Source organism: Microcoleus sp. FACHB-1515 (assembly GCF_014696105.1).
Classification (GTDB): Bacteria; Cyanobacteriota; Cyanobacteriia; order Elainellales; family Elainellaceae; genus JAAUTJ01.
Map to the genome: position 1 here is coordinate 18,256 of NZ_JACJPO010000047.1, position 13,765 is coordinate 32,020.

Here is a 13,765-nt window from a genome sequence, read left to right on the forward strand (position 1 = left end):
TCAAGCGGGCTGGAGCGATCGAATAAAGCGCTGTAGCTGACGGCTTTCCAGTTCCAAAACGCGCCGCGCAAAATCGTGGTCGTGATCCAGCAGATCATCGAACGTATCGACGGGAAGGGCGAGAATTCGAGTTGGTTCGCTGTCGGCCACGATCGTATTTTTCGTTTCGCTATGCGCCAACACTTCCAGTTCATCTAAGGTTTGACCGGGGCGCAAACTTTCAACTCGCTTTTCCTGATCGTCAAGGTGGAAGTAAATTTTGGCATCACCTTCGACCAGTAACAGCAACTCGCGGCAGGTATCGCCCGCTTCGGTAATCATTTCTCCGGCTTTGTAGCTGCGAATGCTGGCGCGATCGCTCAGCGCAATCAAGGTTTCGCTGTGCATTCGATGGAAGAAATCGCTGTTAAATAAGTACACGACTTTTTCTAGCTGGGGAAAAGCCGTCAGCGGCGGATGAGCATCGAGAGAGCTGATTAACTGCGCGGTTTGTTGCACGAGCGGCGCGATCGATTCGTGCTGGAAATTGGCGGCGATCGCTTTGCTTTCAGCCGGATCAAGCTGAGCAATTACAAACAAACTTCCGGCTTGAATCAGCGGATTTTGATCTTGCAGCAATGCTTTGAGGTGCACCAGAATTTCAGCAGGCGCAGCTTCAACCGAGCAAGCAGCGGGCTGTTCGTTGATTCGAGTCAGCAGTTGCAAAACTTCAGGATGCAGGCGATCGCGCCAATCTTCAGCCTCTAGCAATTCTGCCAAGATAGTTGAGTTAAGCTGACCGAAAGCACGAGCCAGATCGATCGCAGTCGGGTCGTTTTTCAGCGACACCAACGCTTCTAAAATGCTGCGAGCAATCAGTTCTTTTTTGTGGTGAATGCTTTCACGTAGCAACATCAACACAGCGCGATGTTCTCGCAAAATCGGCTGATTCAAAGCGCGATAGGATGCAATCAGATCAGGAAGTTGGGCAATCAAGAATTCAGTACGACGGACGATCGCAGCTTCTGGTGAAAGCCCGCTCAAGATCCAAGCTTCTTCCTGTGGCGTAATCGAATATTGTTTACGCAAGTCGCGAACTTCTGTGGAATCTTGCTGGATGAATTGATCGAAGTCGGGCTGGCGTTGCTGAAGTGACATCAGCCGTTCGAGCGATCGACGATAGCCATTAAGTCGGATTTGATTTTCCAGGTTGCGCTGGCGATCGGGATTCAACAATTCCGGATCTTCAATGCCCAATTCATCCAAAACTTGACGGTGTTCATCATCAGTAATTCCCAACTCCTGCCGCATTTGCTGAAGGACACCGAGGCTGCTGGAATAGTTGACGTAGCCTTCTTCCAATGCTTCACGAACAACGCCTTTATAGGCTTGATGTCGCTTTTCTTTGGTGAAACCGGGAAGCACTTTGGCAAGTACATAAACTTCATGCGTGTTGAGATCGCTAATCGATCGACCTTCCAAAAATTGCGACACATTAAGCTGCAATTTCTCAAGCTGTTTGCGGAATCGACTTGCCAAGCTTTCCCGCGAATATAAGTCAGGACTGCGCCGCCAAGTTTTGTAAGCCCAGAGTGTGCTGAGCGATACTAACCCAATATCATAAGTATATTGAATCGCGATCGGAAGAAGCTGAATCAGCGGACGACCCGCGAAGATAAAGAAGAAGTTGAAGATGAAAAAGGTGCAGATGGTGAAAATTCGGTGGCGAATGACTTCAGGAGATAAATTCAGTTTGCGGCGACGAGTGTAGGCTCTGACGCGCTTTTCCAGGAGGCGACCGAGCCAGTAGAAAATTGCCGTAAACAGTCCCAGCGTTAGCGGGACAGCCACAATTTTTGGAATGTTAATGGCCTGACCAAACAGATAGAAACCCGGATCAAACAGTGAGGCAAGCTGATCGGGCTGTCTTGCCCAAGCGCCAGAGAAATAATAGCTCCAACTGCCTGCATAGAGATAGTAATAGACGAAATAGCCGACGACTAAACCGACATAGCCGTAATACAAAAATGATTCTTCAGGCTGCTTTAAGCCGTCCCAATACGATCGCTCTGCGTCAATATCAATGCAGGGATTTTGGCAGGCAACGCAGGCACTTTGCTCTTTGCCATCGGGTAGGACGGTGCGACACATGGATTGCGTGATCGTTGAATCGCTCATGTGGGCTTTGCTGCTGAATAATCCGCCCGGTTCACCGTAGATTTTTTGCACAGGAGCCATCGGACAGAAATATTGACACCAGGATTTTCCGCCGTAAAAATAGCCGACTGCGATCGCTGCTCCGATCGTAAACAACAGCCAGCCAGCTAATACGAATCGATCGGCATTAAAAAATAGAATGCGTCCACACAAGCCAACAAATAGCCAGCCGAACTGCAAGTAAGGATAATTTCTGCCGAGCCAAGAATCGGATTTGACTTTGGCGATTTCATAGCGGACTTTTCCAGTTTTGGGATTCTCGCGCTTAAACTGCCTTTGCCAGCCGATCGCACGGGGAATTTGTGACAGAAACGACAAAGGACAAATGCGCCGCCAAACTTCGTGACCAAAGACGAGCAAAATGAAAATTGCCGAAGGGACGATCGCGCCCCAAAAGATTGTTGCTCCCAGCGGATATGGCTGCTCTGCTAAACAGTTGCCCTGCACTTCAACACAAGTTTCTGGCAGTCGAAAGGGACTCCAAGGATGATTGGGTTCGGTGAGTGCGGGCGTCCAGGGATCGTAGAACAGTGAGGCAATGACGAGCAGCCACGCGATCGTCAGCACCCAGCGAACCAGGTGCATTTGCCGTTCTGGAAATTGAGCAAACATAGAATTGTCCTATTGGTTGACACTGAAAGGCGGAACGTAAATCAATATAGACAAATAACTATGGTGAATGCGCTTTATATTGAGATCATAACGATGCTGAACGATAAAATGCTGCAACATAGCATCGAGAATTCTTAGGGTTGATCATTTCATTTTTTGAGGACGATGCGATCGATTCTCTTGTCCTGACGCATCTGGAAGCACACGATAGACTAATCAATACGCAAGCAGAATAGGTACGCAAAAGCATGGATTTTCAAGGCATTGAAACGTCACGATTGGACTGGTCGGGCGACTGTTTGGCGATCGGTTTGACCGAAGAGGGAATCGAACTGACGGGCGATTTGGCCGCACTTGACCAAAAACTTTCAGGAACGCTGGCCGAACTCATCAGCGAAATTGACTTTAAGGGCAAAGAAGGCAGCAGCGCCATTACTCGCGTCGGCGCGAACAGCCCAATTCGCAAAGTCGCGATCGTCGGCTTGGGCAAGGCGGAGAACTTGACGCTGAACAGTTTGCGGCGGGCGGCGGCAAGCGTGGCGCGATTGGCAAAGCGCGAAAAAGTGAAAACCTTGGGCGTTGATTTGCCTGTGTGGAATCAAGATGCTGCACTCAGTACGCAGGCGATCGTCGAAGGGATGGAACTGGCGCTATATCAAGACAATCGCTTCAAGTCCGAGGGCGACAGCGGCCACAGTTTGGAGCGCGTTGATTTGCTGAACCTGGGCAACCAGGAAGCGGCGATCGCGCTGGCTCGACAAATTTGCGTTGGCGTCAACTTTGCGCGGGAACTCGTTGCGGCTCCAGCGAATATCGTCAATCCGGTGACGATGGCAGAAGCGGCGGAAGCGATCGCTCGCGAGTCGAATTTGGAAATTGAAATCCTGGAGCGCGAAGATTGCGAAAAGCTGGGCATGGGCGCGTTTCTGGGCGTGGCGCAAGCGTCAGATCTGCCGCCGAAATTTATTCACCTCACCTATCGATCGATTGGAACGCCGCGCCGCAAAGTCGCGATCGTCGGCAAAGGACTGACGTTCGATTCCGGCGGGTTGAACATCAAAGGGCAGGGCAGCGGCATTGAAATGATGAAGACCGACATGGGCGGAGCCGCCGCCACCTTGGGAGCCGCCAAAGCGATCGCTCTGGTTCGTCCCGCAGATGTCGAGGTTCACTTCATCAGTGCTGTTACGGAAAACATGATTTCTGGTCGCGCCATTCATCCGGGCGACATTCTCACCGCATCGAACGGCAAAACGATCGAAGTCAACAACACGGATGCAGAAGGACGGCTGACGCTGGCGGATGCCTTGGTGTTTACTGAGAAGCTGGGCGTGGATGCGATCGTTGATCTGGCGACCTTGACGGGAGCTTGCGTCGTAGCGCTGGGTGACGACATTGCCGGAATGTGGACATCCGATGATGCCTTGGCAAACGAACTGCTGGCAGCCGGAAATTTGGCGGGCGAAAAGTTCTGGCGAATGCCGATGGAAGAAAAGTATTTTGATGGCCTCAAGTCCGTTGTGGCCGATATGAAAAATACTGGCCCTCGTCCGGGCGGTGCAATTACCGCTGCACTGTTTCTCAAGCAGTTTGTGCAGGAAACACCTTGGGCGCACCTCGATGTGGCTGGTCCCGTGTGGACAGATAAAGAAACGGCGCTAAACAGTGCCGGAGCAACCGGATTCGCCGTGCGGACATTAGTGAACTGGGTGATGAATCTGGCTTGAGGTTTGAGATGGTGTCGAGGACTGAGCATTGAGATAGCATTTCTCAGCGCTCAATCCTCTGCACTTTCAAACTCTGCCTAGTTTGTTTTGATCGGCTCGCCTTCTAAGTTGGCGATCGCTGCAACGGGCAGCGGCTCTCCTGCGATCAGCGCTTTTTGAAAATTGGGATACCACTGGCCGAGTTCGCTGGCGGGCGTGGCAAAAACGCGATCGGCTAATCGCCACGCTGTGATCATGCCGCGCATCTGCGGCAAACTCCAGCGGCGGCTGAGCGTGTCTTTGAACAGTTCTGCCAATATACGACGCGCCGTTAGTAGATAGAACTTGCGGCGATCGCGATCGATGTTGTTCGAGTGTTTTTGCAGGCAAGCAGCTTGATTGAGTGCCGACAGTGCCGCTACCTGATAGCGCGATAGGCGACTGCTGCCGCTGTTGAAGTGGTGCAGCTTGGCTGCGACTGCTTCGAGCAAAATGCCACGCCGCGACACGCGATAGCTAGCATCCAAATCTTCAGCGGCAGCATACGCCCGCAGCATCGGCTCAAACTGCGTTTGGGCGATCGCCTCGCGCCGATAGGTCATGCGGCAGCCGTGAAACAATGGCAGGGGATGCACGTTGAGATGTGCGATCGAGTCTGGAACGAGATGCTGCGGCATTGTGCCATCATAGGCAATCCACAACTCCTCTGCATTCATCAAAAACAAATAGCGCCAAACAAGCTGAAATAAACGGTTTGCGCTGAGTCCTCGTGACTTTTCCGACCAGCCCGTTTGCTTGCGATCGTCTGCGATCGTCATTTCCGATGGCGGTTCATCGGCCAAGCTTGCCTGCACGCCGCACACCGCACGCTGCGTGTCCGCCTCGTACACCCGCATAATTTCTTCGGCGCAGGTCGGATACATCAACGAATCGTCGTCGATCAAAAACACCACATCTGCTGTAGCGCGAGCAATTCCCTGATTGCGCTGCTGCGTCAACCCAGGCTGCACTGCTCCTTCATAGACCCAGCGTAAGCCTGAAGCGAGTGGGGCAATTTCGCGCATCACGCGATCGCGAGTCGCTTCCCAATGGGGACTCGCATCCACAACGATGATTTCAGAGGGGGGACAGGTTTGCTCGATCGCTAGCTTCAAGCAACCTGGCAAAATTTTTTCGCGATTGTAGGTTGCAATTACGAGTCCCCAGGTCAATTTCGTCATGGTGGTTCTGGTTTGCATATTCGCGTTCATTCTGACGGTTGCTTCAAATTCAAGGCATCTTTCATAGGGTCAGAGTTGCAAAAGTTCTTTTCAACACCGTTCCGATTTTGCCTAACCCCTCTTGCAAAATTTCGTGAATTAGCCGAACTCTAAGCTGCGTTGCCTGGTATTGGCCGAACCTGACACGAAAGACGAGAGATGCTGAATGCTGTGACAGGTTTAAGCGTTGAACGTCACGGCTTTGAGCGTTTTGGCTGGATGCAGGTTCGATGCTGAATGGGCGATCGCCTGAGGTTGCTTGACTCTCTATTTCTTCAAAGGTTCCCCTCGATTTACATCGATTGACTGTAAATCAAGTGTTTTCTCGGTAGCTTTAACTAGGGTAGAGCCGAACGAAAAATTCAAATGTGCGTCGCTACACTTGAGCTTTGTGCTTCATAATATCTTGATTCAACTTTTGAGGGCGATCGCGCCGATCCCGACTCTAGATAGATCTTTTGCATGACCAAAGCAGGAGATAAAGAAGAATATAAACTTTTGCAACTGTTGCAGAGTCGTTAGGAGTCGATCGAAATGATTGTGAAACAGACGCAAGAAGGCTGGCAGATCATCTATCATCGTGCTCATGCCCTGCTTGCCTCACAGCTTGGCGGCCAGTGGAAGCGATCGGAGTCGCCACCCCGCATCTTTGAAAGCATGGCAGCGATCGGCCACCACGACGATCTAGAGCGCGAGTGGGAAGGCGACCACCTGACCAAAGCTGGAGCGCCAATGGATTTCATGCTCGACACGATCGATGACGACGATTTGGAAAAGTCGCTCGATCGAATGCGAACCCATGTGAAAAATTCGCTTTATCGCGGACGCTGGGTGGCTTTGCTCACGTCGATGCATATGAGCCGCTTGAACGAACCGCAGCGCGGTAGCTCAAAGGAAATGGACGAATTTCTCGATGAGCAAATTGCCAATCAGCAACGCTGGATCGAAAGCTTGGGCATCACCAAGGATCAAGCTGCTGAGTCCTATGCATTTATGCAGTGGTGCGATCGCCTGTCGCTCATCTTGTGTCAGGGCAAGGTTCCTGCCGATCAGCGTGCCCTCGAAATCAGCAAAGGGCCGGACGGCGTGCGCTATGACCTGATCGAGCAGGCGGACGGCTGCATCACCGTTGTGCCTTGGCCGTTTCAAGACGATCGCTTCACGGTCAATGTGGATGCGCTGATGGTAAATCAGCTTCAGTTCAAAGACAATGACGAACTGATTGAAGCAATGCAAACTGCGCCCGTTGAATCGCTGGAATGGACATTTGTGAAGACAAGCTAAGCTCGTTGCACAATTCTTTACTCCTCATCTCCTGAGAATCTTTTAGGCTGGGAAAGGATTTCTTCCCAGCCTTTTTGTCAGTGCTGATATCAAAAATGTCGATCGCGCCGCTTGCTTCTTTAGAATTTCTTCCCTTCCTCAATTCTGAAGGCGAACTAGATTCTCAGTTTGAAGGAATAGGCGTGTATGCCATTTTTGATGCGGAAAAAACGCTGCAATATATTGGTTATTCTCGCGATGTGAGCCTTAGTTTGAAACAGCATTTGGTGCGGCGTCCGCAGCAGTGCTACTGGCTGAAGGTGCAGACGATCGATCGCCCCAGCCGCGCGATTCTTGAAGAAATTCGTACCGCTTGGATCGCTGAGAATGGCGTAGTTCCATCAGGAAATGGCTCAGACGAAGCGGGTTGGACACAGGCGATCGACGCGAAAACAGCGCTGACCGCCGAAGAGCGATCGGCGTTTGCCGCAGGTGATGAACTGACGCAGATGAAGCTGCTAAAACAAGTTGCCAGACGAGTCGAATCTGACGTGATGGCGCAGCTTGAAGCGCGAGGCGTGAAGATGCAAGTTCGCTTTAATCCAAAGTTGAAAGAAAACGGTTTGCTAGATTTGAAGTAAACCCTACGCAATTAAGTCAACAAGGTCCCATTCGAGCGGATCGATCGCAGGCGGCTTTTGAAGCAGCAAATCGTGCTCTACGCTTTCTGGATCAAGATTTTTAAATAGCGCGTCCATTGCTTGCAGATCTTGCGGTGAAATGCAGGGCAACGCTTCGCTGTCGCTGGAAAACCAGTTGATAGTCAGATTCATGGAGGTCGATCGATCGCCTGTTTTCATCGGTGACTCAAACATCTTTTTAATAAAACTTAAGCAGTGATTCTTTATGGTGATTTCAACTTTGCGATCGCGCCATCAGTCAGGTGATAGAGTTCGCAAACAAGCTGTTCAATTTGGTGTTCCAGCTCCGCGATCTTTGTACTAATTGTTTCGTCGAGTCGTGCTTGTACAAGTGTGATCAATCGATCGCGTTTCGATCGATCTTCAACTGGCAAAGGAAGCGATCGCAGTTGGGCAGAACCGACGCGCAAATAGCCGCCCTGCAATTGATTTCCCGAAAACAGCAGCTTGAAATAAGCATCGACAACCTGACTGTTGAGCAAGCCCAGCAGATAGCGCAAATCGATCGCTTCCGAGCGAATCACGCAGGTGGATTTTCCCGGCCAAAGGTTGCCTTCAAGATCGATCGCGGCTTCCAACTGTCGCGTCATTCCTGCCACGATCAGCTTGGGTTGACAAGCCTGTATCCGTCGCTTGTGCAAGCAGGGATCGATCGGAAGGCGGATGACTGGGCGATCGAATGTTTTTCCCAAATAGCGCAGCGGTTTTTCGCCCCAGCGGATGCGGTAGCGATCGATCGTGCCGCTGTTGATCAATCGCAATTCCGCTTCTGCCTGCGCTTCAGTGATGAATGGCTGAAGCAGGTAAGCCTCGCTCACCGTTGCCGCTGCGTGAATTTGCGCGATCGATTTCCAGGTTGGCAGCGTTTGCAGTTGCGTCAGCGGCGATCGATTGGCTGACAGCAGCCAGGGGCGATTGGCAAGGAAGCGATCGGACGAGAGCCAGTGCGTTTCCTCAACGCCGATGCCAACCACCTCATAGCGAATCGTGGCCGATCGCGTCGGTGCTTGCTTTTGGGCAACAAAGACGATCGGATAAACCGAGGCGGCAAAAATTCGTTGCTGCGAGTAATCACGCAGGGAAAGAAGCTGATTGTCTTGGGCGAGCAGCGATCGCGCGGCGGCTGCATAATCGGCTGAAATCAATTTGTTGGGAACGATCATGCTGGTGATGCCGCGCGATCGACACAGATTCAATCCCTGCTCGATGAACACGCAAAACAAATCCCAGTTGCCGCTGGCCGCTCGAAAGTGCTGCGTGCAGTACTGCCGCCAGTCCGGACAGGTGAGCGTCATCCGCTCCGCGTCAAGATAAGGCGGATTGCCAATCACGGCATCATATTGGCGTTGAAGCAGTTCTGAAGACGGATGAACAACAGCATTGCCGCACTGAAGATTGGCATCGAGATTAGGAAATTGCGTTGGTGCTGATACCCCTTCGATCGCTTTCAGCAATAAGGCAATTTGTGCGATCGCCACCGCCCCCGGATCAATATCCACGCCAAAGATGCAGCGTTTAAGCAGATCAAAGCGACCGCGTCCGGGAACCGCATCGCCGTTCTGCTTCAGCAATTTTTCGTAAGCCCGCAAGAGAAAAACGCCGCCACCACAGGCCGGATCAAGAATCGTCGAGATTGGGCAACGTATAGCCTGCTCGACCATGTAATCAGCAATTTCGATCGGCGTGTAGAAAACGCCATGCGCCCGCTGCTGATGCGGCGATTGCAGCAGTTCATACACGTGAGCGAAGCAATCGATCGAATCGGTCAGACTCGCAAGGCGATCGAACAGCGCCGCAGAAAACAGCGGCGGATTCAGCCAAGTTTGCGGAAGCGGCAGGCCGCGATCGCGTAGTTCCACCAAAGCGGAAGCCGCCTGAGCGCAATTTTGCACAGGCGAAATTAAATGGCGCTGCTGAGCAAACTGCAAGCAAAGCAAACTCAGAATCAGCGAGGCAGAATCCGCATCAGGAGCAGCGATCGAAATTTCGTGGCGACACGCTTCGATCGTCTGCTTCAGCTTCATGCGGCCACAGGTTCAATGCAGGTCGGGCTGTCGTGCTTGGGATTGTTCACTTCCAGGCTGACCGGATAGTGCTGCATTCGATCGGCTTCGTAGGGTCGCAGGAGCGGCTGTAAATCCGAGGAATTGGCGGCGGGATCAAGCCAGCGATCGTAATCTTCCGGATGCAAAATCACAGGCATTCGATCGTGAATGTCTGCCATCAGTTCGTTGGGACTCGTCGTGACGATCGTGCAGGAATGAATCTCAGTGCCGCTGGCGTCCTGCCAATGTTCCCACAGTCCCGCAAAGGCGAAAAGTTCACCTGCCCCGACGCGAAAATAAAACGGCTGCTTGCGCTTTTCGCGTCGTTGCCATTCGAAGAAACCATCCGAAATGATCAGGCAGCGCCGCCGCTTAAAGGCATTGCGGAAGGATGGTTTTTCGGCGATCGTTTCGGCTCGTGCATTGATCATCTTGGCGCCAATGCCCGGATCTTTTGCCCAGCTTGGAATCAATCCCCAGTGCAGCAGTTGCAGGGTGTGAGCGCGTTCTGTGTGCAAAACAGCGGGGACATTTTGCGTCGGGGCGATGTTGAAGCGCGGCGGCAGGTTGGGTGCGCTGAGGCCAAATGCTGCTGCGATCGCGTCTCCAGACTGGCTGAGGGTATATCTGCCGCACATCACGCTTCACTCAAATGCTCAACATCAGTTGTAGCCCAGATTCGGGTTTGGCATCCTCTGGCAAAGGTTCAGGTTCTGCCTGAATCGCCGGACAGTAGCGGGCATAGGCGCAGCGATCGCACTGCTCACCGGGGAAGGGAAGCCACTGGCGATCGTGCCGAAGCTGCACGGCCAACTCGCTAATCACGCTTTCCACCTGCCGCCGATGATCGGGCGTGACATCAAAGCTGATTTGCTCGCCCGTCCGCAGATACAGCAGCGTCAACCGCTTGAGTGCCTGCTGATAGTGCTGCTCCAAAGCAAGATAGTAAAGGCCAATTTGCAGATCGATTTCATCTTCTAGAATCGGCTCTGGATCTTTGGTGGATTTGTAGTCAATCAGTTCGAGTCCATCGTCAAGATAGTCGAGGCGATCGTAGCGTCCTGACAAGACAAACTCTAGATTTTCGACGCACAAACTGCCTTGAATTTTGCCTTCAACCGCCACAGGCTGACGCATCGCGCTTTTGCCCGAAATGAAGCTTTCGTAATAGCGTCGCAAAATGCCGCGCCCTTCGCTAATTTGATTGGGCGTCAAGTTTGTGGCCTGTTGTCCCCAGCAGTGTTCAATCCACTCGAAGCGGGGAACCGGGTCTTGATAGTGCCAATCCTGATAGATTTGCGCCAAGGCTTGATGCAGTGAAGTTCCCAGCGCGGCTGAACTGAAGAAGGCCGCTCCCTGCACGCGCCGTTCGTAGCGGAAATAGTAGGCTTGCGGGCAGCGGTAGTAGGTCTGGAGTTTGGCGGCAGAGAGCGTGTAGGACATAATTTCTGACGGATGAGCAGCGACCAGCGCGACTGCTTGCTGTTGATTATGACACTACATCTGTGATTTGAACAGGAGATTCTTGGAAACCAGACTCTAGATATAGAGCATTGAGTTTGCGATCGCTACGTGATTAAATTCAGGCAAAGAGCGACGAGGCAGCAAACTCGCAACACATTCAAGCGAGTGCGCTTGTCCGACTCAAGCGGCCTGCTGGCAAAAATCCTATGGCATAGCGGCCTGTTGGAGGCGATCGGATTTCCAGCAGCGATCGCCCTGCACCAGAGTATGCACCTGCCAAGCCGAATTGGTTTGCGGAAAGTCCGATCGATAGTGTCCACCCCGACTTTCTTCGCGAAAAGCTGCACTTTTGAGGATCAAATCGGCAATGTCGAGCAGGTTGCGGGTTTCGCCCCAGTCGCGAACAGCGTTAAAGTCAAGGGCGGCTAAAGTTCGTCCGGGTTCTAGCTGCGTCAAGGTTTGGCTGATCGACAGTGCGGCAAATGCCTGTCGCCACTGGTGAACCTGCGCGATCGCTTCCTCCAGCAATTTTCCATCACGACAGATTCCCGCACTTTGCCAAACCAGCTTCGGCAGGTTCGATCGAATTTCGGCCACAGTCGGATCAAGCGTGAAATCGATCGCACCAGTCGGTGAAGCGGCAGGAAGATGAAGCGGATCGGGCAGATCGATCGATCGCAGTTGCGCTCCAAAGACAAGACATTCGAGGAGCGAATTGCTGGCGAGTCGGTTTGCGCCATGCACTCCGGTACTGGCCGTTTCGCCCAGCGCATAAAGTCCGGGAATTGAACTGCGGCTGTCCAAGTCGGTGAGGATGCCGCCCATCCAGTAGTGAGCAGCGGGCGCAACCGGAATTGGTTCGTGGAACAGATCGACACCCCACTGCTGGCAGACCGAAATGATGTTGGGGAAGCGGTGGCGGATGCGATCGACCGGGATCGATCGCAAATCCAGCCAAACGTTTGCCTCGCCCGTGCGCTGGAGATGCGTGAAAATGGCGCGGCTGACGACATCTCTGGGCGCAAGTTCGCCAGCGGGATGATAGTCAAAGGCGAAGCGGCGATTTTGTCCGTCTACTAAATGTGCGCCTTCGCCCCGGACGGCTTCGCTAATCAAAAAGCGGGGTGCTCCCGGTTTGGTCAGTGCGGTCGGGTGAAACTGCATGAATTCCAGATCGCGTAAGCGGGCGTTCGATCGCCACGCCATCGCCACGCCATCTCCGGTGCTGAGGGTTGGATTGGTCGTTTGCGCGAAGACTTGCCCGCCGCCTCCGGTTGCCAGCACGATCGCCCGTGCCGCAATCCAGCGAATCTCGTTGCCTTGAACCAAGCAAACTCCTTGACATCGCCCCCCGACCATCCACAAATCAAGAACAAACACGGGCGAAAGGACGCGAATATTTTTGCGGCTCAACACTTGGCGGGTGAGCGTTGTCACGATCGCTCGTCCGGTTGTATCAGCGGCATGAAGGACGCGCCGCCGGGAATGAGCCGCTTCTAGCGTCAAGGCGAGATCGTTGCCCGATCGATCGAAGCCGACGCCCATTTCAACTAGCGATCGCACACAGTCTGCTGCTTGTTCGACCAAAAGCTGAACGGCAGCAGGTTCACACAAGCCTGCTCCAGCTTTAAGCGTGTCTTCGATGTGCAAAATCGGTGAATCTTCGGGAGCGATCGCTGCCGCAATGCCGCCTTGTGCCCAGTCGCTCGCCGAGTCGGACAGCGGATTTTTTGCCAGTAGGCCAACTTGCAGATCGGAAGGGAGGCAAAGGGCGGCATACAGTCCGGCTGCACCGCCGCCCACAATCAACACATCAAACTGTTCCAATGAAAAATCGCTCCTTGTGCGGCGGGGCGTGATGCAGATGGCATCCATATCCCTACTTTACAAAGAGCGATCGCGAAATAACAAAATGAACGAATCCAAACCCTCTAGGGCATGTTTTAACAGCCTTTCGGGATGGCATGACCGTTGGGCAATCCCCCTAAATCCCCCTTGAAAAGGGGGCGTTTGAGTCGTGGTTCGGCTCCCTCCTTGATAAGGAGGGTTGGAGGGGATTGTGCGGCTTTTAAAGCACAGTCTAGCGGTAGATGCCGTTATTGAATCGATCGCCGCCTTCGACAAACACTTCGCTGGGGTCAGAGACGGTGAAATTGTCGAAGTTGGAGCGCAAAATTTCCTTTTGACGATCGCTCAAGTCCGGCATGTTCAGCACGTCTTCGACCGACTCAAACGGCGCATATTTCACGATCATCCGCGCCAGCGTTGGGTACATGCCGGGATATTGAGTAAAGGCGCGGACGTTTGTGTTGTTCAGGTCAATCTTGGAACCCCGTTCACCCAGCAGGTCATCGGCGGCATTCCGCACCGCCAGCACGGGCGACGTGAAAACCGAATTTAGCGGCGTGGCGATCGCCATTTGCGTTCCGCCCAGCCAGCCAGCCAGCAGCACCAACACCACTGCCAGGACGCTCACCAATCGTTTCATTCGTATCCCTCCCACTCAAAAACTCGCTATT

Annotated in this window: 11 protein-coding genes; 3 read left to right on the forward strand and 8 right to left on the reverse strand. The window is 52.9% G+C overall.

Annotated features, from left to right (window positions below):
• Entirely contained in the window at window positions 1-2,808 is a 2,808-nt protein-coding gene (locus H6F67_RS16405) for a cyclic nucleotide-binding domain-containing protein (protein ID WP_190767697.1), read from the reverse strand.
• A 248-nt stretch (window positions 2,809-3,056) separates the two neighbouring features.
• On the opposite strand from H6F67_RS16405, the gene H6F67_RS16410 reads away from it, so the two are divergent.
• On the forward strand, window positions 3,057-4,535 hold the full coding sequence (locus H6F67_RS16410; RefSeq protein WP_190767698.1) for a leucyl aminopeptidase: 1,479 nt from the start codon (window positions 3,057-3,059) through the stop codon (window positions 4,533-4,535).
• Between the two features lie 77 nt (window positions 4,536-4,612).
• On the opposite strand, the gene H6F67_RS16415 is transcribed toward H6F67_RS16410, so the two are convergent.
• On the reverse strand, window positions 4,613-5,734 hold the full coding sequence (locus tag H6F67_RS16415) for a glycosyltransferase family 2 protein (protein WP_190767699.1): 1,122 nt from the start codon (window positions 5,732-5,734) through the stop codon (window positions 4,613-4,615).
• 573 nt (window positions 5,735-6,307) lie between these two features.
• Between H6F67_RS16415 and H6F67_RS16420 the strand changes: the two genes are divergently transcribed.
• Together H6F67_RS16420 and H6F67_RS16425 are read left to right on the forward strand one after the other, a co-directional pair.
• A complete protein-coding gene (locus H6F67_RS16420) occupies window positions 6,308-7,057 on the forward strand; it encodes a DUF3891 family protein (protein WP_190767700.1) in 750 nt (249 codons plus the stop codon).
• 83 nt (window positions 7,058-7,140) lie between these two features.
• Window positions 7,141-7,677, forward strand: a complete 537-nt coding sequence (locus H6F67_RS16425) for a GIY-YIG nuclease family protein (protein ID WP_190767744.1) — start codon at window positions 7,141-7,143, stop codon at window positions 7,675-7,677.
• 3 nt (window positions 7,678-7,680) lie between these two features.
• On the opposite strand, the gene H6F67_RS16430 is transcribed toward H6F67_RS16425, so the two are convergent.
• The 6 genes from H6F67_RS16430 to psbU form a co-directional block, all read right to left on the reverse strand.
• Window positions 7,681-7,911, reverse strand: a complete 231-nt coding sequence (locus H6F67_RS16430) for a hypothetical protein (RefSeq protein ID WP_190767701.1) — start codon at window positions 7,909-7,911, stop codon at window positions 7,681-7,683.
• A gap of 29 nt (window positions 7,912-7,940) precedes the next feature.
• The gene (locus tag H6F67_RS16435; protein ID WP_190767702.1) at window positions 7,941-9,761 is read right to left on the reverse strand and encodes an Eco57I restriction-modification methylase domain-containing protein; all 1,821 of its coding nucleotides are present in this window, start codon (window positions 9,759-9,761) and stop codon (window positions 7,941-7,943) included.
• Complete coding sequence (locus tag H6F67_RS16440; RefSeq protein ID WP_190767703.1) at window positions 9,758-10,420, reverse strand: SOS response-associated peptidase; 663 nt, start codon at window positions 10,418-10,420, stop codon at window positions 9,758-9,760. Before H6F67_RS16440 ends, H6F67_RS16435 begins: the two co-directional genes overlap by 4 nt.
• Window positions 10,421-10,430: 10 nt before the next feature.
• A complete protein-coding gene (locus tag H6F67_RS16445; protein WP_190767704.1) occupies window positions 10,431-11,225 on the reverse strand; it encodes a PD-(D/E)XK nuclease family protein in 795 nt (264 codons plus the stop codon).
• A gap of 225 nt (window positions 11,226-11,450) precedes the next feature.
• Entirely contained in the window at window positions 11,451-13,121 is a 1,671-nt protein-coding gene (gene nadB / locus H6F67_RS16450) for an L-aspartate oxidase (protein ID WP_190767705.1), read from the reverse strand.
• A 205-nt stretch (window positions 13,122-13,326) separates the two neighbouring features.
• The gene (psbU, locus tag H6F67_RS16455; protein WP_190767706.1) at window positions 13,327-13,734 is read right to left on the reverse strand and encodes a photosystem II complex extrinsic protein PsbU; all 408 of its coding nucleotides are present in this window, start codon (window positions 13,732-13,734) and stop codon (window positions 13,327-13,329) included.
• Window positions 13,735-13,765: the final 31 nt, after the last annotated feature.